The 17,355-nt window shown below is 60.5% G+C and carries 16 protein-coding genes; 8 read left to right on the forward strand and 8 right to left on the reverse strand.

The features are described from left to right. Positions 1 to 72: 72 nt before the first annotated feature. The 4 genes from AC3RLQ_RS20240 (at position 73) to AC3RLQ_RS20255 (ending at position 6,027) form a co-directional block, all read left to right on the forward strand. A complete protein-coding gene (locus tag AC3RLQ_RS20240) occupies positions 73 to 3,588 on the forward strand; it encodes a pyruvate carboxylase (protein WP_493030454.1) in 3,516 nt (1,171 codons plus the stop codon). 23 nt (positions 3,589 to 3,611) lie between these two features. Further along, a complete protein-coding gene (locus tag AC3RLQ_RS20245; RefSeq protein WP_493030455.1) occupies positions 3,612 to 4,049 on the forward strand; it encodes a hypothetical protein in 438 nt (145 codons plus the stop codon). Between the two features lie 266 nt (positions 4,050 to 4,315). Continuing rightward, positions 4,316 to 4,921, forward strand: coding sequence for a fatty acid desaturase CarF family protein (locus tag AC3RLQ_RS20250; protein ID WP_493030456.1), 606 nt, complete (start codon positions 4,316 to 4,318; stop codon positions 4,919 to 4,921). A gap of 44 nt (positions 4,922 to 4,965) precedes the next feature. After that, complete coding sequence (locus AC3RLQ_RS20255) at positions 4,966 to 6,027, forward strand: DUF5685 family protein (RefSeq protein WP_493030457.1); 1,062 nt, start codon at positions 4,966 to 4,968, stop codon at positions 6,025 to 6,027. A gap of 250 nt (positions 6,028 to 6,277) precedes the next feature. On the opposite strand, the gene AC3RLQ_RS20260 is transcribed toward AC3RLQ_RS20255, so the two are convergent. Then, positions 6,278 to 6,748 carry a transcription elongation factor GreAB gene (locus AC3RLQ_RS20260; protein ID WP_493030458.1) on the reverse strand — a complete coding sequence of 157 codons (471 nt, stop codon included), beginning with the start codon at positions 6,746 to 6,748 and terminating at the stop codon, positions 6,278 to 6,280. A 92-nt stretch (positions 6,749 to 6,840) separates the two neighbouring features. On the opposite strand from AC3RLQ_RS20260, the gene AC3RLQ_RS20265 reads away from it, so the two are divergent. Continuing rightward, positions 6,841 to 7,461, forward strand: a complete 621-nt coding sequence (locus AC3RLQ_RS20265; protein WP_493030459.1) for a prepilin-type N-terminal cleavage/methylation domain-containing protein — start codon at positions 6,841 to 6,843, stop codon at positions 7,459 to 7,461. A gap of 21 nt (positions 7,462 to 7,482) precedes the next feature. Here the strand turns inward: AC3RLQ_RS20265 and AC3RLQ_RS20270 are convergent, their stop codons facing one another. The 6 genes from AC3RLQ_RS20270 to AC3RLQ_RS20295 all read right to left on the reverse strand — a co-directional run bounded on the left by AC3RLQ_RS20270 (position 7,483) and on the right by AC3RLQ_RS20295 (position 13,902). Then, positions 7,483 to 8,346, reverse strand: a complete 864-nt coding sequence (locus tag AC3RLQ_RS20270) for a hypothetical protein (RefSeq protein WP_493030460.1) — start codon at positions 8,344 to 8,346, stop codon at positions 7,483 to 7,485. 10 nt (positions 8,347 to 8,356) lie between these two features. Beyond that, positions 8,357 to 8,890 carry a hypothetical protein gene (locus tag AC3RLQ_RS20275; protein ID WP_493030461.1) on the reverse strand — a complete coding sequence of 178 codons (534 nt, stop codon included), beginning with the start codon at positions 8,888 to 8,890 and terminating at the stop codon, positions 8,357 to 8,359. 16 nt (positions 8,891 to 8,906) lie between these two features. Further along, on the reverse strand, positions 8,907 to 9,857 hold the full coding sequence (locus AC3RLQ_RS20280) for a substrate-binding domain-containing protein (RefSeq protein ID WP_493030462.1): 951 nt from the start codon (positions 9,855 to 9,857) through the stop codon (positions 8,907 to 8,909). A 65-nt stretch (positions 9,858 to 9,922) separates the two neighbouring features. Next, the gene (locus AC3RLQ_RS20285) at positions 9,923 to 10,246 is read right to left on the reverse strand and encodes a 1-deoxy-D-xylulose-5-phosphate synthase (protein WP_493030463.1); all 324 of its coding nucleotides are present in this window, start codon (positions 10,244 to 10,246) and stop codon (positions 9,923 to 9,925) included. Between the two features lie 10 nt (positions 10,247 to 10,256). Beyond that, positions 10,257 to 12,503 carry an exo-beta-N-acetylmuramidase NamZ domain-containing protein gene (locus AC3RLQ_RS20290; RefSeq protein ID WP_493030464.1) on the reverse strand — a complete coding sequence of 749 codons (2,247 nt, stop codon included), beginning with the start codon at positions 12,501 to 12,503 and terminating at the stop codon, positions 10,257 to 10,259. Between the two features lie 37 nt (positions 12,504 to 12,540). After that, the gene (locus tag AC3RLQ_RS20295; protein ID WP_493030465.1) at positions 12,541 to 13,902 is read right to left on the reverse strand and encodes a sulfatase; all 1,362 of its coding nucleotides are present in this window, start codon (positions 13,900 to 13,902) and stop codon (positions 12,541 to 12,543) included. A gap of 83 nt (positions 13,903 to 13,985) precedes the next feature. Between AC3RLQ_RS20295 and AC3RLQ_RS20300 the strand changes: the two genes are divergently transcribed. Continuing rightward, on the forward strand, positions 13,986 to 14,897 hold the full coding sequence (locus AC3RLQ_RS20300; protein WP_493030466.1) for a leucine-rich repeat domain-containing protein: 912 nt from the start codon (positions 13,986 to 13,988) through the stop codon (positions 14,895 to 14,897). 54 nt (positions 14,898 to 14,951) lie between these two features. Further along, entirely contained in the window at positions 14,952 to 15,557 is a 606-nt protein-coding gene (locus AC3RLQ_RS20305; protein ID WP_493030467.1) for a cyclic nucleotide-binding domain-containing protein, read from the forward strand. A 200-nt stretch (positions 15,558 to 15,757) separates the two neighbouring features. Here the strand turns inward: AC3RLQ_RS20305 and rlmN are convergent, their stop codons facing one another. Beyond that, positions 15,758 to 16,885, reverse strand: a complete 1,128-nt coding sequence (gene rlmN / locus AC3RLQ_RS20310; RefSeq protein ID WP_493030468.1) for a dual-specificity RNA methyltransferase RlmN — start codon at positions 16,883 to 16,885, stop codon at positions 15,758 to 15,760. Between the two features lie 63 nt (positions 16,886 to 16,948). Between rlmN and AC3RLQ_RS20315 the strand changes: the two genes are divergently transcribed. Then, a complete protein-coding gene (locus AC3RLQ_RS20315) occupies positions 16,949 to 17,350 on the forward strand; it encodes a hypothetical protein (protein WP_493030469.1) in 402 nt (133 codons plus the stop codon). Positions 17,351 to 17,355: the final 5 nt, after the last annotated feature.

Below are 17,355 nucleotides of genomic sequence, written 5' to 3' on the forward strand. Positions count from 1 at the left end.
ACAAGAGCGCACCTCTTCCTTGCCACTCCACGATTTCGCGGGACTATGCGCCCGCATTCATCCAACCCTGACATGTCCAAGAAAACTCCTGCCCCTGCCACGATCCGCCCCATCAAGAAACTGATGGTCGCGAACCGCTCTGAAATCGCCATCCGCGTCATGCGTGCGGCCACTGAACTGGGGCTGAAAACGGTGGGTATTTATGCGCAGGAAGACCGCTTCTGCCCGCATCGCTTCAAGGCGGACGAGGCCTACGAGCTGAACAAGGACAAGGGGCCGCTGGGAGCGTACCTGGACATCGAAGGCATCGTGGCTCTGGCGAAGGAGAAGGGCGTGGATGCGATCCATCCCGGCTATGGCTTCCTGTCTGAGAACCCGAAGTTCTCCCAGGCGTGCGAAGACGCCGGGATCATCTTCATCGGGCCTGAGGCGAAGATTCTGGACATGATGGGCGACAAGACTGCGGCCCGCAATGTGGCCCGCAAGCTGAGGGTGCCGATTCTCGAAGGGACCGATGAGCCGGTGAGCGACCGCAAGGAAGCGCTGGCGGCTGCGAAGAAAATCGGCTTTCCGCTGATCATCAAGGCGGCCTTTGGCGGTGGCGGGCGCGGCATGCGCATCGTGCGCGAGTCCAAGGACCTGGAAAAGCTGCTGGATGAGGCGCAGACGGAAGCGGAACGCGCGTTTGGCAACGGGGCGGTGTTCCTCGAACGATTTGTGGGCAAGGCCAAGCACATCGAAGTGCAGATCCTGGCCGACAAGCATGGCAACGTGCTGCATCTGCACGAACGCGACTGCTCCGTGCAGCGCCGGCATCAGAAGGTGATCGAGCAGGCACCAAGCTACGGGATCAAGCAGGAGATCATCGACAGCCTGTGCGATGCTGCGGTGAAGCTGGCGCATGCGGTGAACTACACGCACGCGGGCACGGTGGAATTCCTGGTGGATCACGAGACGGGCGAATGGTTCTTCATTGAGATGAATCCGCGCATCCAGGTGGAGCACACGGTGACGGAGGAGATCACGGGCATCGACATCGTGCGCAGCCAGATCCTCATCGCGCAGGGCTACCAGGTGCATCAGGAGCCGCTGGCCTTGCCGCCGCAGGATAAGATCGAGAAGAGCGGCTACGCGATCCAGTGCCGCATCACGACGGAAGATCCGGAAAACGGGTTCACGCCGGACTTTGGCAAGATTTTGACCTACCGCAGCGCGGGTGGCTTTGGCATTCGTCTGGATGGCGCGCTGGGCGCGACGAACGCGGTCATCACGCCTTACTATGACTCGATGCTGGTGAAGATGACGGTGTATGCGCGCACCTACCAGCAGTCGCTGGACCGCATGGACCGCGGTCTGCGCGAGTTCCGCATCCGTGGCGTGAAGACGAACATCCCGTTCCTCATGAACGTGGTGCATCACCCCGAATTCATGGCGGGGCAGGCCACGACGCGCTTCATCGACAACAATCCTGACCTGCTCAAGTTTGTGGCGCGCAAGGACCGTGCCTCGAAGCTGCTCAACTACCTGGCTGACACGATTGTGAACGGGAATCCGTTCGCGAAAGGACACAAGGTCAACAAGGCCTTCACCGCACCGCCAACGCCGAAGTTTGACCACCGCATCGCGCCGGCGAAGGGTACAAAGCAGCTGCTCACGGAGATGGGGCCGGAGAAGTTCTGCAACGACTGGATTGCGAAGCAGAAGAAGCTGCTGATCACCGACACGACGATGCGTGACGCGCACCAGTCGCTGCTGGCGACGCGCATGCGCACCTTTGACATGCTGGCCGTGGCGGACAGCGTGGCACGGCGCACGCCGAACCTGTTCTCCCTGGAAATGTGGGGTGGCGCGACCTTTGACGTGACGATGCGCTTCCTGCGCGAAGATCCGTGGGAGCGCCTGCGCGACATCCGCGCGAAGGTGCCGAACATCCTTTTGCAGATGCTCTTCCGCGGCTCGAATGCCGTCGGTTACACCAACTACCCGGACAACGTGGTGAAGGGCTTCATCAAACATGCCGCCGAGAACGGCATGGACATCTTCCGCATCTTTGATTCGCTGAACTACCTGCCGAACCTCAAGGCGGCGATGGATGCGGTGCGTGAGGACACGAACTCCATCTGTGAAGGCACGCTGTGCTACACGGGCGACATCCTGGATCCAAAGCGCGACAAGTATGACCTGAAATACTATGTCGGTCTGGCCAAGGAGCTGGAAAAGATGGGCGCGCACATGCTGTGCATCAAGGACATGGCCGGACTCGTCCGCCCGTTTGCCGCGAAGAAGCTGGTGAAGGCGCTGAAGGATGAAGTGGGCATCCCGATTCACTTCCACACGCATGACACGAGCGGGCTGAACGCCGCGAGCATCATCGAAGCCGCCACGGCGGGTGTCGATGTGGTGGATGCGGCCATCGCCTCCATGTCTGGCGGCACTTCGCAGCCGAACCTGAACTCCATCGTGGCTGCCATGCAGAACACGCCGCGTGACACCGGACTGGATGTCGAGGCGCTGCAGGAGTTCAGCGACTACTGGGCTGCGGTGCGCAGCTTCTACAAGCCTTTCGACACTTCTGAGCCCTACGGCACTGCGGAAGTCTATCTGCATGAGATGCCCGGCGGGCAGTACACGAATCTCAAGGAGCAGGCCATTGGCATGGGTCTCGGCCCACGCTGGCCGGAGATCGCGCATGCGTATGCGGAGGTGAACCAGCTCTGCGGTGACATCGTCAAGGTGACGCCATCGAGCAAGGTCGTGGGCGACCTGGCCATCGAGTGCGTGGCACGTGGCGTGAAGCCGACGGACATCATCAATCTGCAAGGCACCAAGTGGAGCAAGGACGTGACCAGCATGTTTGAAGGCTGGTTGGGCGAACCTTTCTACGGCATGGAGACGGCCAAGGCGGCGGATTCCCGCAAGAAGTGGAATGCGCTGGCTGATGCCATCGTGGGCAAAGGCGGCAAGCGGATCAAAGGCCGCCCGGGCACGCATGCTGCGAAGATCAAGCTGGAGGACGTGCGCGCCGAGCTCAAGGGCAAGCTGAAGAAGGAGCCTACCGAAGACGATGTGTGGAGCTACCTCATGTATCCGGATGTGTTCCTGAAGTTCGCCGAATTCCGCAAGACCTACGGTGACGTGTCCGCCCTGCCAACGCCGGCGTATTACTACGGCCTGCAGGACAAGGAGGAGATCCATATCAGCCTGGAAGAAGGCAAGACACTCTTCGTGCGCCTGCTCAACATGACCGAGGCGGATGCTGCTGGTCAGCAAACGGCGATCTTTGAGCTGAACGGCTACCCGCGTCATACGACAGTGACCAACAAGTCTCTGGCGAAGAATGCGGTGACCAAGACCAAGGCGGATCCTGCGGACCCGACTCAGGTGGGCGCGCCGATGCCGGGGATGGTGGCGAGCATTGCGGTGAGCGTGGGGCAAAAGGTGAAGGAAGGGGAGACCCTTCTGACGCTGGAGGCCATGAAGATGTTTGCGGCGGTTTCGTCGCCGATTGCGGGCACTGTCAGTGAGATCTGTGTGAAGATCAGTGAGAGTGTGGAGAGCAAGGATTTGATGGTGAGGCTGGTGAAGTGAGTGACCTTTGATTCAGCCCTGAAATGAAAACCAGGAAGCTCCTGTTTCTGATGAGCGCAGTTGTTCTGCTCATCGGAACAGGGTGCTACTGGTATTTGTTTGGTGGCCCCTATAGGTTCATCGAGATTCCACTGTCGGAAGATTCACTGCATCATTTGAAATCGGCTGTTTCAGCTGCACCTCAGCTGAATACGCCGGAGAACATGGCCGATGAGTACCTTCACGGTTTGTGTCATCCTTCAGATCGACCCAAGCGGTCTGATCTGCACATTGCCGCTTCAGTGGGCGGCGAGGAATCCATCGTGACCATCATTGACTGGAACTGCAAGGATGACAGCATCCATGCCTCTTGCAGCCGCATTGTACTCCAACGCAAGAATGGCCTCTGGTTGCCCGTCAAACATCAGGCAGCGTGGCAAGGACGAGGACAGATCGGTTGGACCACACGCCCCTGCAGCTGATTCCGCCCATTGGAAATAAGTTATGGTGTCCAAGAATACCTCCATGCTTCCAGTACCACCATGAGTTGCCTGACTGCCTTCCTGTCACCCTTGGATTCACCTTGGGGCATTGTGGTCAGGCAACCGCCACAGGGACGATTTACACGGAGCAACGTAGGCAAGTGAGTCCGGGTGCGAACTAGAGTCGGGCCATTGATCTCCTCAATCAAAGCTTCAAGAGTATCAATGTCCTGAGGTGTGCTTTTGTGGGCAAGTGATGGAGGGTCATGAACGACCTCATCTCACTCTCCCTTCAGGCGGCAGGCGTGGTGCTTGCTGCGGATTTTGCCGCCGGACTCGTCCATTGGATCGAGGATGCTTACATCCGCGAGGATACGCCGTGGCTGGGGCGGTGGATCGGGCGGCCGAACATTGTGCATCATCATCTGCCGCGGCGCATGACACGGAACACGTGGTGGGAGAGCAACAAGGAACTGCTGGTGGCGATGGGTGTGCTGATCATCGCGGCGGCGTGGCTGGGCTGCCTGACGTGGCATGTGTGGCTCTTTGCGGTGGTGGGTGGGAATGCGAACGAGGTGCACAAGTGGTCGCACCGGACACGGCGGGAAAACGGGCGCTTCATCTCGATGCTGCAGGACCTGCGAATTTTGCAGACGCCGCAGCACCACACGGTGCACCACACGAATCCGAAGGAGGTGCACTACTGCCCGGTGACGAATGCTCTGAACCCGGTGCTGGATGCGCTGCATTTCTGGGTGGGGCTGGAGTGGCTGCTGGAGCATACGGTGGGGCTGAAGCGGCAGCCGGACAGCTCGGTGCCTGGGCAGGGAATTCCGCCGGAGTGGATCGCGGAGATGCGTCGTGCGGGGTGAGCGAAAATCATTCGTCGCCGGAGGTGTTTGCACCATCTTCGGCGATGTTCGGCCATCTCCCGGGTCCCACGATGTGCTGCCAGAAGGCGGCGTCTTTGTATCGAGCGCATTTCTGCGGTCTCGGCACGAATTTGCACCGTCACTATGGCGCGTGGGCGCGCTGGCTGGTGAACAGGGACAGCGCTTTTCTGACGCTGCTGGGCTTCGCCCTGGCGGAAGCACCGCCGGAGCTGTGCCAGACGACGTGCTGCAATGCATTCGCCACGCCACGTGATCTGGTGGCAGACAGCCCGGTGCTGCAATACACCGCCGCAGTGACGGTCTGCGGCCTGAGCGCGAAGCTGGATGACGATGCGCAGGATGAGCAGGGGTGGCGACGCCATGCGGCCCGTGTGGGATCGATAGCGCTCGACAGGCCCATCGGCGACGCGCTGGGCCTGCTGCATGCGATGCGTTTTCCTGTGCAAGACGTTCGCGGCTGGATGGCCGGGCAAAGAGACATCGAGCATCCCTCAGCCAGCCTCAACGCATGCGCGGGGCCGACGTGTGCGGCGTACGGTGAGATCGTGGGGCACCTGGCGCAGGTGTCTGGCGCACCGGGTGCCAAGCCTCTGCTGCATCAACTCGGTGAGAGCCTGGGCTTTCTCATCTACGCGCAGGATGCGTGGGAGGATTGGGCGCGGGACAAGAGACGCGGGCAGTTCAATCCGCTGCATGCCTTTCCTGATCTCGCGGGGCGGCGTGTCGCGTTGCTGCCTGCGCTTGAGCAAGCGCTGGCCAGCCTGCGGCGTGCATTTGATGCCCTGCCGCTGCGGCGACATCGCGATCTGCTGCAGGCGGTGCTGATCGCAGGTGCGGAAGCGCGGGTGGCGCAGGTGTCGGGAAAAGGAGAGAAAGGCACGAAGCATGTGCAGTCACCCATTGAAGGCACCGAGCGCAAACAGCGCAAACGCTCCTGCTGGGACAATTGCGATGGATGCAACTGCTGCGAATGCTGTGACTGCTGTGACTGCTGCCGCCCCGGATGGACCCGAGGCGGGAGTTCCATGGTCGACTGCAATCCCTGCGACGGCGACGGATGTGGATGCTGTGGCTGTGACTGCTAGTGCAGGCCGTCCTTGATTTGGCAAACCTCCAGGAGAAGCATGAACAGTGAGATGATGGGGCGAAAGCACCTGTTCCCGCGCCCATTCAGGGCGCTTCCTGAAGAAACGGGCGCGTGGGTCAAGTGACCCAGGGCTTGTCGCTGCGCTCCGGCGCCCTGGGCTGACTCCGTGGGTCCTTCAGACCCCATGCAGTGCGACGCTTTGAGGAACGTGCAGTCGCATTCTGCATAACGAGCTAGATTCGCCATGATCAGGCCACTGCGATCACCTTGGCGGAAAGGCCGGGCCGCAGTGCGATGGTGTCCCCTGCGCGCTTGGCGATGAGTTTTTGACCCAAGGCGGATGCGGGGGTGATGACGACGACTTCCTGGCCTGCATGCACAATCTCCGTACCGCCTGCGAAGGGGCCGAGGAAGTAGTGGGTTTGTTCGCCGGGGGTCTCCAAGGTGACGAGGGCTCCGAGGGTGATGGCGGCACCTGAATCCAGGGTGTTTCCTGACAATGCGCCAAAGGCACGCACGGCTTCTTGAAGCTCCGCCACGCGCTGGGCCTGACCAGGGGCGACGTAGGAGGCTTCCAGGGTGCGGGTGTCGTACTTGTTTTCTGCCTTGCTGTCCGGGTCCGTGGCGGCGGCAAAGGCTCCCTGTGCGGCGCGGGTGAGGGCGGCGAGTTCGGCATTGAGCACGGAGAGGATTTGATCGAGGACGGCTGGTTTGTTCACGGGGAGGCAAGCCGTGCGCTGTTTCCAGAGGGGGATCAAGGGTGAAAAAAGCAGTATTGACCTGCGAATGACATTTCAGGTAAACTCTGAATATGAAAACGCACCGGCAGCCTGCTACGAGAGCGTTCACCCTGATCGAACTGCTCATTACGATCACCATCATCGCGATCCTCGCGAGCATGACAGCTGCGGGAATCAGCCATGCCATCGACCAAGGCAATCGCCTGAAAATTCGAACGGTGCTGATGGATCTCAAGAATGGCATCTACAACTACCAGACCGACTACAACCGCTGGCCCATCGACTCCAGTGTCACCGGAGCGAATGGTGAGGACACACCCGAACTGCTGACCGATGGCAACAATTCGCTGGTGGATACTCTCATGGGCATCCCTCCTGCATCGGGCGGCGCGGTGGATCTGAATCCGAAGCGCACGCCGTTTGCGTCATTTCCCCCTGCGAACAATGGCCGCCACGGTCTGGTAGGAGCCGCACGGCCCTTCAAGCTCGCTGACATGTATGGCCAGCCTTATCATATCCTGCTGGATACGAACGGTGACAATCAGGTGAAGAATCCCGATGTCACCAATACCGACCCCAAGATTTCGACGGGTCAGGCGGCGCATCTGGTCACCAAGGTGGCTGTTTATAGCAGCGGCAAGGATCAGGTCCCACGCACGAGTGATGACGTCACGTCCTGGCGGCCTAAATGAGCCGGCCACTGCTGCGAGGGGCTATTTGCCAGCCGCCTTGAAGACTTCGGGGTGATCCAGCACCATCTTCTTCACGCGTGCGGCCTGAACTGCGGGGCAGTCCGGCGGCAGCCATGAGGATTGTTCGAGAACCTCGCGCCCGCCGATGCTGCCGAGAATGACGTAGGCGCTGAGCAGGGTGCCGAGCAGATCGGGATGCGTGCCGTCCTCGGCATAAAGCGACAGCGCGGGATAGAGATCATGCACGCGCCACCAGAAATCACCCACGGGGCTGACAATGATCTGTGCGCCGGGAATTTTTTCCTGGGCTGCCTTCACGGCGTTCGCATTGGCGACGTGGATGCGGGCCAGGGCCTGCTCAGGATTGTTGCCGGTGGCGAGAGCATCGGCGGATTTTTCCTTCCAGAGCTTTTCGTGCCGGGCCCACACCTGAAAGACGACGACCAGCACTTTGGGGTTCAATTCATGGGCGGATTTGACGAGCTTGGCGAGGCCGTTTTCCATGAGCATTCTGGCATCTGCATCCACGGCGGCGGCAGCGGAGACGACGCTGTGCTCCTGCACGACGACGACATCCCAGGGCTTGCCGTCGTCAGCGCCTTTTTTCAGCAAGTCCATGCCCTCCGCATTGGTGGTGTGGCGCTCAAGGGTGTAGTTGCCCTGCAGATTGCTGCCGATGTGCGGCGCCAGCATCTGGGAGGAGAGCATGAGCTCGCCCACCATGCCGGGAAGGAGATTGAAGGCGGTGTAGCTGTTGCCGAGAAAGAGGATGCGAACGTGCGGCAGCTCGTCGGCAGCTTTCGCCGGCCAGCAGCAGCAAGCGGCGGCGAGAGCTGCCAGCAGCAGTGCGCGTCGGGACCAATGAATGGATGAGCCTGCCTTCATGGGTGTTTGCTCATGGCTTGCAGAGCTTGTCCGCGAGCAGCTCGGCTTTTTCGTTTCCTTCCTTCGCGGGCACATGGCCGACGACGGTGGATTTGTCCTTGTCGAGCTTGATGATGACGAGCGTTTCCAGGCGCGTCTGCTTTTCGTCATCGGCGCTGGACATCATGCGGTAAATGATGGCGTAAGGGACAAAGGAGCCGCCTTTGCGGAAGCCGCGCCATTGCACGACGTTGTTCGCCTTGGCCGGGAACTGGCCGGGGCAGGCGCTGAGGGTGTCGTTCATGAGGTCGGTCTTGCTGCCGTCATAGATCAGGTTGATCCAGCTGCGCAGATCGCCGCCTTCGTGGATGACCTGATAGCCGCCAAGACCGGGGCAGAGATGCTTGAAGTGATCAATCTCGGGATCTTTTTCGCGTGACGAGTCTTCGAGGATTTTGACTTTCTTGGGGTCGGTAGTGGTGAATTCGGATTCGGGTTTTGGATCCGCGGCAGAGACGATGGAGGTGGCAAGCGCCAGCAGGGCGAGGGCGGTGAGCGGGTTCATGAGAGTGAGCATGGGATCATTTCAGCGAAGCATCCGCCACGCCATCGGCTTTGCGATAAAGACTTGTGGGAATGAGCATCTGGGGTGGGAGTTCCTCGCCTTTGGAGTAGCGCATGAAGGCACGCACGACTTCCGCGCCCATCTTGTCAGGGAACTGAATGGGGTCAGCGTAGATCTTGCCTTCCTTGATCGCCTGCTTGCCTTCGGGCTGGCCGTCGAAACCGATGATGACGACCTTGTCCGTGCGACCCGCCTTCTCAATGGCCCCGCGTGCGCCGAGTGCGCCAGGGTCATTGATGGCAAAGATGCCAACGAGATCTGGCTGCGCCTGCAGCATGTCTTCGGTGGCCTTGTAGCCTTTGTCATTGGCGCCGTGGCAGTCGAGCTCGCTTACGATCTCGATTTTTCTCGCCGCCGTGGCGTTGTGAGCGGCCAGCACTTCCTTGAAGCCTTTGACGCGCAGGATGCAGGACTCGACCTGCTTCATGTCGAGCACGCCGATCTTCCCCCCCTGCCCTTGCAGCGCCTCGATCATGGCCTCTGCCGCCATCTTGCCGCCGCCGAAGTTGTCGGTGGCCACCTGGGTGGCGATCTTCACGCCGGGCTCGTTGCAGGGCACATCCACGGTGAAGACGGGAATGGCGGCGGCGTTGGCTTCCTGGATCACGGTTACAATCGCTTTTGAATCCGTCGGGCTCAGCACGATGGCGGCGACATCCTTGACGATGAAGTCTTTGATCTGGTTGCTCTGGCGCGCCACGTCACCATCTGCGCTGACCACGAGCGTGTCGTAGCCGTTCTTCTTCGCCTCGGCGATGATGCTGTCGCCGATCACTTTGAAGAAGGGATTTTGCAGTGAGAGCAACGAGACCGCGATGGTGCCTTTGGATTCCGCATGTTGATCCGAAGTCTTGCCGCAGGCGGCAAGCAGGAGGGTGCAAAGCAGAGTGAGGAGGCGAGATTTCATTGCGTTCATGCTAGCACAGATACTGCATGGGAGTGCAAGCCCGAGATTTGGGGTCACATCTCGAACTATTGCACGCAATCGTTCGCTCGCTCCGGGAGGTTTCGTATCCTGGTCCAATACTCCGCTCTCACATCTTCATCGATTTCCACGGGCACCCTTTCGCCATACAGCCGGTCAGCCCCGTCTTTGCGCGGACCTGAAATCCAGTAGCGATGGCCTGTGGCCGGATCGACATGATTGCTCTTGTAACCGGCTCCATCGAGATTCTTCAGTTCAAGCTCGCCGTAGAACAACGTTCGGCCCGTCTTGGACAAGCGTACTCGTCCGATCCGGGCTGATCCAATGAGCCCGCCACTCTTGTTTTCGATGTACATGATTCGTGTCTTCATGGCTCACCCATCAATACTTCAAAAAGGTCTTTCGTCTCGACTCAAACGCCTGCGTCTCCGCGGACCAGTCTGCCACGACTTTTTTCCATGCATTGCTACCACGCAGCGCCTTCACGCTGGCGGTACGATTGAGGAGGGTGTCCACCAGTGACAGCTTGAACTCTTTGGGATACAGCCGTTGCAATGTGCTGGCGATGGCGATGCCGACTTCGACGGAGTTCAAGGCGGCGCGATCTGTGATGGACATGCGCACGCCGCCACAGGCTTCGCCTTTGAAGATGCTGGCTGTGGGCGTGAAGCGTATGGGAGTGAACTGCAGGCCTGCAAGGCCGAGCTTGTTCAGCTCATAGGACAGCCGCAGGTCATCGACATAGGGAGCGCCGAGGACTTCGAAGGGGGTGTCGGTGCCGCGCCCGACGGTGATGCTGAATTCCAGTAGGCCGATGCCTGGATAGAGCAGCGCGGCGTTCAATGAGCGCATGTTGGGCGAGGGATTGATCCAGGGCAGGCCGGTTTGATCGAAGCGCATGTGGCGCTGCCAGCCTTCGACGGGGATCACTTTCAAGTCGCAGCCGATGCTGCGCTCGGTGTTCATCATGGCGGCGAGTTCGCCAGCAGTCATGCCATGGCGCAGCGGGATGGCGTGCGTGGCAGTGGGTTTTTCGGCATCGATGACGGCGGGACCTTCGACTTGGATGCCGCCGATGGGATTGACGCGATCAAGCACGTAGAAAGGCTTCTTCGCCTTGGCAGCAGCTTCCATGCAAAGACGCATGGTGCCGATGTAGGTGTAAAAGCGGCAGCCGATGTCTTGGATGTCGAACACGAGGGCGTCCACGTCTGCGAGTTGTTCCTGCGTGGGGGCGCGCTGCTCGCCAAACAAGCTCAGCACGGGCAGGCCGGTCTTCTTGTCGGTGGAGTTGCTGATTTTTTCCTGATCGAGTTCACCGCGAATGCCGTGCTCGGGGCTGAAGAGTTTTTTCAATTTCACGCCGGGGGCATTGGCCAGAAGATCGATGGTGCTGTGGCGCTGGGCATCAATGCCGGTTTGATTGGTGATGAGGCCGATGCGGAGGCCATGCAGGTCGGCAAACTTGCGCCGGAAGAGTACGTCGATGCCATTGAGCACCGTGGGCACTTCCTTTTCATCGCGTGGCCATGGCGGGCCGTTGGCGGGAATGAGCTTCACGCATTGTGCTGCTGCGGTGCCGATCTCTTCGTACAAATCACGCACGCTGCCTTTGCCATTGGGGTGAAGGCGAGAGCTCATGAAGATGACGAAGGTCTTCGATGCGGGCTCGATCCAGAGGCTTGTACCGGTGAAGCCTGTGTGCCCGAACGAGCCGATGGGAAACACTTTGCCACGGGGCCTGCTGAAGGTGGAGTCGATGTCCCAGCCGAGGCCACGGCGTTCGAAGACTGTGGCGATGGTCTGCGGTGCCGTCATGAGTTTGACCGTCTCCGGTTTCAATATGCCAGCACCGCCCGCGAGAATCATGCGCGCGTACTTTGCCAGATCGCCGGCGGTGGAGAAGAGGCCTGCGTGGCCGGTGACGCCGCCCATCTTGCGCGAGGTGGGGTCATGCACCACGCCGCGAAGCATGACGCCGGTCTCATCTTTTTCCGTGGGTGCGATGCGTGGCCGCCAATCCTCCGGAGGCAGGAAGCGCGTGGAATCCATGTGCAAAGGCGCGAACACGTGCTTGGCGGCGAACTCGTTCAAGCCCATGCCGCTGACGCGCCGAACGATCTCGCCGAGCAGGATGAAGTTGATGTCGGAGTAGCGGAAAAAGCGGTCTGGCGGGCCTTCGGGTTCTGATGCGACAGCAAGTGCGATGCCTGCGGTGTAACCGGTCCATTCCGGCTCCTTGGGAATGCCGGCTTTCAGGCCGGAGGTGTGGGTGAGGAGATGGCGCACGGTAATGCCGCCGCGAAATTCTGGGAGGTAGCGCCGCACTTCGGCCTCCAGTTCGATCTTTCCCTGTTCCATGAGGATCAGCGCGCTGGGCAGCGTGGCCACCACCTTGGTCAGTGATGCGGCGTCAAACACGGTGTCTTCGGTCATGGGCTCCTTCGCGGGGACGAGAGCGCGCTGGCCTTCGATCATTGTCATCTTTTTGTCCCCGCTTTCGAACCAGAGCACGGCCCCTGGCGGATTGCCTTTGGCCACGGCTTTGCTGACCACGGCACGCAATGAGTCGAACTCATCCGCGTGCGCGAAGGAGCAGAGAAGAAGAAAAGTGAGTGAGCGCAGCATGAAGAAATTCATCCTGCCAGAAACGCCACGTGGCTGCCTATTTCTTTTTCTTCTTCGCCGCAGGTTTGCCTGCCTTCGGGCTTTCGAAGATGGGGGCGATGGTGCCTTTCTCCCATTCGGCAATGGCGGAGACGAGTTCCTTCACCACCTCGGGCTTTTCAGCAGCGAGGTTCTTGGATTCGCCAATGTCGGTGGCGAGATCGTAGAGCTCAGGCTCCGCTTTGCCGAGGCGCACGAGTTTCATACTGCCGCGACGCATGGCGTTGTTGCCGCCGGGACCGCCGGTGCGCCAGTAGAGGGTGTCATGAGGGGCGCTGGTTTTTTCACCGCTGAGGTAGGGCAGCAGATTGACGCCATCCAGATTCTTTGGCGTCAACTCAGCCGAGTCTGCGGCGGCGAGAGAGGTGGGCAGGAAATCGAGGGCGATGACTGGCAGGTCGTATTTGCCGGGTTTGATTTTGGCGGGCCAGCTCACGAGAAAGGGCACGCGCATGCCGCCTTCGTAAACCATGCCCTTTGCGCCGCGGAGCGGGGAGTTGTCGGTGAAGTTGGAGCCGCTCTTTGCCTGCAGATTGGGGCCGCCGTTGTCACTGACGAAGTAGATCAGCGTGTTCTCGCGCTGCTTGGTGGCGTCGAGCTTGTCCAGCACGCCGCCAATGGCTTCGTCCATGGCGCACACCATGGCGGCGTAGGTCTGGCGATTTTTGTCGGCAATCTGGGAAAACTTGTCGAGCCACTTCTGGGGTGCCTGCAGCGGTGTGTGGGGAGCATTGAAGGCCAGGTAGAGCATCCATGGGTTGGCTTCAGTGGCGTGACGTTCGACAAAGAAAGAGGCTTCTTCGCCGAACTGCTCGGTGAGGTACTTGGTCTGGGCTTCATCCTTGCCGTTGCGGTTCAGCGGGATGTTGTATTCCGCGCCGCCGCCGGTGCCCGGGAAGTACATGTGCCCGCCGCCGAGAGCGCCGAAGTATTCGTCAAAGCCGCGCTTGTTTGGGTGAAACTGCGGATGAGCTCCGAGGTGCCACTTTCCCACCGCACCCGTGGTGTAGCCTGCTTTTTGCATGAGCTGCGGATAGGTTGTTTCCGTCAGCGGCAGGCCCGCCACGGTGTCCTGCGGCAGCCAGGCGGGATTGTTTTCATGCCCGAAGCGCTGCTGGTAGCGGCCCGTCATGATGCCCGCCCGGGTGGGACTGCAAAACGGATGCGACACGTAGCCGTTGGTGCAGACGAGACTTTGTGCGGCCAGCTTGTCGAGATTTGGGGTGGGGATCTCCTTGGAGCCTTGGAAACCGACGTCATTGTAGCCGAGATCGTCTGCGACGATGAGGAGCACGTTGGGTTTGGCTGCGAAGACGGATGCGGTGAGCAGCAGGGTGGCGAGAACAAGGAGCGGTCGCATAGTGAGGCGCGGTAAACGAGGGTTTGCGGCGCTTGTTTCACTTCAAGCTTGCATCACACGCGGAATTCCGGCATGCCCATGGCATGAAGCCCAGCCTGCTCTTCGTCCTTCCTCTTCTTCTGACCCAGTGTGGTGATGAGCCCAAGAAACCTGCGTCTGCGGCGAAGCCGGTGGCGGAAAAGCCTGCGGTGACGCCTGCAGCGCCGGCCAAGGATGCGCCGAAGAAGGTGTATTGGACGCAGGAGATGATGCACACGGAGATCAAGTTTCACAATCCGGGGTATGCGGGGAACGGGCAGTTCAACATCGAAGGCGGGAACGTGGTCGCGCTGAGCCTGCGCGGGGCAAAGATTGAGAACGTGAAGTTTCTCGAACACATCGAACCGCTGGCGCTGGACCTGAGCGAGACACCGATCACCGACCTGCGGCCGATGCAGGGCAAGAAGCTGGTGGAGCTGTATCTTGAAGACACGAAGGTGCGGGACCTTTCGCCTATCCGTGGCATGCCGCTGGAAAAACTGTATCTGAGCCGCACGCCGGTGGAAAATCTGGCGGCGCTGGAAAACATGCCTCTGGTGGAGCTGAACGCGGTGGGCTGCCCGATTGGGGACATCTCGGGCATAGCCAAATGTCCTATCCAGATGCTGTGGCTGACGGACTGCCCGGTGGCGGACATCAGCGCGCTGAAAACGGTGCCGCTGGTGAGCGTGACGCTGCACCGTACGAAGGTGAAGGACCTCTCCCCACTGACCGGCACGGCGCTGCAGCGACTGCACATCGCCGAGACACCGGTGACGGATCTGACACCGTTGAAGGGCATGAAGCTCACGCGCCTTGTGTTTACTCCGGCAAACATCACGGCGGGCATTGATGTGGCGAAATCACTGCCGCTGCAGGAGATCGGGACGCGATTTGATGACGGCGGGAAGGACCTGATGCCACCCGCCAGTTTCTGGCCCGCGTATGATGCGGCGCTGAAGAGTGGCGGAAAATGACCAAAATTTATCTTTCCCCCCCGCCTTCCTCCTGACAGAATCCGGGCGAATTCCATGAAAGAGTTTGCTTACATCCATGACGAGAAAAACAGCCCGTCGCCTTTGCGCGCGGTGCCTGCCCTCGCCAGTTTTAGCGATGACCAGCTTGATGATGTGTTGAATTCCAGCAGCCTGCTGCAATGCGAGCCGGGCGATCACATCATCAAGGAGGGCAGCATCGACTCCCGCATCTACGTCCTGCTCAGTGGTGAGCTGGAGGTGCGGGTCGGCACCAAGAAAGTGGCTGCCATCACCCGTATTGGGGAAGTTTTCGGCGAGCTGGCGCTCGTGAACCATGACAAGCGTCTCGCGTCCGTCATCGCCTCCACAAAGGCGGTGTGCCTCGCGGTGGACCAGAAATTCCTGCAGGACATCCATCCGCGCGAGGAAGACCCGGATTTCCATGCGGCGCTGTATGAATTTGTCGCGCGCCTGGTCGTGCGGAAGCTGGAGGCCACTTCGCGCCGTTTGGCCGAGGTCGAGAAGGAACTGCGCGAGCTGAAGGAAGCCAAGGCTGGCGCGAAGCCTGCTGCGGCCAAACCGACAAGTGCGCCGAAACTTAAGCGACCGGTGAAACGCGCGCCTGCCAAGGTGGTGAGGAAACCGGCGAGAGTGAGGTAGCGCATTTCATCAGACATTTTACAGCCTCTGGAGTTTGGTAGCCGGAGGCTGGCGTAAATAGCGGGCGGCAAGGCCCTCTGTATGTTTTTCAGCGTGAACGATTACCCAGACGCCGCACAGAGGACTGTGCGGACCACTTTGCTGGCGCATTCGCGATGCCCTGTGTGCTTTCACCGCTGGGATGGTAACATGCGAGAGGATCAATCCGCGCCGCCGCCGATTGTGATGCGTTTGGCGGGGATGGGGGATTCGATGATGCCGAGTTCTGTCTCCTGTTTCAGGCGGAGCTGACCGCAGGCGGCGGCGATGTCGTGGCCTTTTTCACGGCGGAGGGTGGCGGTGACGCCGGCATTGGTGAGCACGGCGAGGAAGGCATCCTGGCTGGCTTCGCTGGGGCGCACCCAGTCCAGGCCATCGACGGTGTTGTAGGGGATCAGATTGACCTTGGCGTTGGCACTGCGGGCGCGTTTGGCGAGGGCGTGGGCCTGCTGGAGGCTGTCGTTCACGTCGGCGATGAGGATGAACTCGAAGGTGAGGAACTGCTTTCGCTTCTGATTCCAGTAGTCGAGTGCTTCAAAGAGCTCGCCGAGGTTGTGCTTGCGGTTCACCGGCATGATTTTCTCACGCACTTCATCGGTGGCGCCATGCAGCGAGATGGCGAGGCGGATCTGCAGAGGGAAATCGGCGAGCTTTTTGATCTGCGGGGCGAGGCCGCTGGTGCTGACGGTCATGTGGCGTGCGCCGATGCCGATGCCCCATTCGGCGTTCAAGATCTCGATGGCCTTGGTGACGTTCGAGTAATTGGCGAGGGGCTCTCCCATGCCCATGAAGACGAGGTTGTCCACGCGCTCTCCGGCGTAGGCTTCCACCTGCACGATCTGCTCGACGATTTCCGCTGCGGTTAGATTGCGCGCGAAGCCGGCGAGGCCGCTGGCGCAGAATTTGCAGTCGTAGGCACAGCCGACCTGGCTGGAGACGCAGAGGGTGCGGCGGTCTGAGCTGCCGCCGTAGAGGGCGGGATTGGCCGGGATGAGCACGGTTTCGACGTAGCGGCCGTCGTGGAGTTTGAGGAGGAATTTGCGCGTGGTGTCGTTGGAGCCGGCGACTTTGGCGATGGTCATCGTGCGCGTGACGAAGCGGGTGGCGAGGGCTTCGCGGGTGGCTTTGGGGAGATTGGTCATCTCCTCGAAGGTGGCGGCGCGTTTGGCGAAGACCCACTCGACAAGCTGTTTGGCACGGAAGGCGGGCTGGCCCAGCTCTGCGAACACGGCAGCGATCTCCTCCGGCTTCATGCCGAGGAGTCCCTGGGGTGCGGGGGGGGTGGTCATGTGTGCAACAGTGGCGATGAAATGAGCATTTGAAATTCGAGATTTGGGTTTGATGATGCTGACATGGGAATTCCCGGCCTCATCATGCTGATTGTCATGGTCGTCCTTGTCGGCGCGGGCATCGGCATTGGTTTGTTTGCCTGCGCGCTTGCCGCGGGGCTGGCGATGCTGGGGGTGGTTTCCAGCTCGGTGGCGCTGGGCTTTCTCACGAAGCGGCCTGCCACGGCGGTGCGGGCGCTGCTGCTTCAGTGCGGCATTTTGGCCGGCATTCCAGCCGGAGCGGTCACTGCGTGGGTGGGCCGGACGGTGCTGGAGCACGTGGACGAGAGCTGGATGATCGCCGTGTATGGCGGGATCGGCGGGGCGTTTGCAGGGGCGCTGCTGGCGCTGCTGCTGGATTTTATCTTCCGCCGCACGCATGCGTGGGTGGAAGAGCGGATGAAGCGGAGGACTCTGGTGGGCTAATGCCG

Source organism: Prosthecobacter sp. GW821-HT29F12, assembly GCF_058803405.1.

Bases quoted from the DNA above. Each gene is read 5' to 3' on its own strand.
- AC3RLQ_RS20290 (WP_493030464.1), bottom strand. From the start codon at position 12,503: ATGCTGCGCTCACTCACTTTTCTTCTTCTCTGCTCCTTCGCGCACGCG.
- AC3RLQ_RS20270 (WP_493030460.1), bottom strand. From the start codon at position 8,346: ATGAAGGCAGGCTCATCCATTCATTGGTCCCGACGCGCACTGCTGCTG.
- AC3RLQ_RS20265 (WP_493030459.1), top strand. From the start codon at position 6,841: ATGAAAACGCACCGGCAGCCTGCTACGAGAGCGTTCACCCTGATCGAA.
- AC3RLQ_RS20255 (WP_493030457.1), top strand. From the start codon at position 4,966: ATGTTCGGCCATCTCCCGGGTCCCACGATGTGCTGCCAGAAGGCGGCG.
- rlmN (WP_493030468.1), bottom strand. From the start codon at position 16,885: ATGACCACCCCCCCCGCACCCCAGGGACTCCTCGGCATGAAGCCGGAG.
- AC3RLQ_RS20275 (WP_493030461.1), bottom strand. From the start codon at position 8,890: ATGAACCCGCTCACCGCCCTCGCCCTGCTGGCGCTTGCCACCTCCATC.
- AC3RLQ_RS20245 (WP_493030455.1), top strand. From the start codon at position 3,612: ATGAAAACCAGGAAGCTCCTGTTTCTGATGAGCGCAGTTGTTCTGCTC.
- AC3RLQ_RS20295 (WP_493030465.1), bottom strand. From the start codon at position 13,902: ATGCGACCGCTCCTTGTTCTCGCCACCCTGCTGCTCACCGCATCCGTC.
- AC3RLQ_RS20300 (WP_493030466.1), top strand. From the start codon at position 13,986: ATGAAGCCCAGCCTGCTCTTCGTCCTTCCTCTTCTTCTGACCCAGTGT.
- AC3RLQ_RS20280 (WP_493030462.1), bottom strand. From the start codon at position 9,857: ATGAAATCTCGCCTCCTCACTCTGCTTTGCACCCTCCTGCTTGCCGCC.
- AC3RLQ_RS20240 (WP_493030454.1), top strand. From the start codon at position 73: ATGTCCAAGAAAACTCCTGCCCCTGCCACGATCCGCCCCATCAAGAAA.
- AC3RLQ_RS20315 (WP_493030469.1), top strand. From the start codon at position 16,949: ATGGGAATTCCCGGCCTCATCATGCTGATTGTCATGGTCGTCCTTGTC.
- AC3RLQ_RS20250 (WP_493030456.1), top strand. From the start codon at position 4,316: ATGAACGACCTCATCTCACTCTCCCTTCAGGCGGCAGGCGTGGTGCTT.
- AC3RLQ_RS20285 (WP_493030463.1), bottom strand. From the start codon at position 10,246: ATGAAGACACGAATCATGTACATCGAAAACAAGAGTGGCGGGCTCATT.
- AC3RLQ_RS20305 (WP_493030467.1), top strand. From the start codon at position 14,952: ATGAAAGAGTTTGCTTACATCCATGACGAGAAAAACAGCCCGTCGCCT.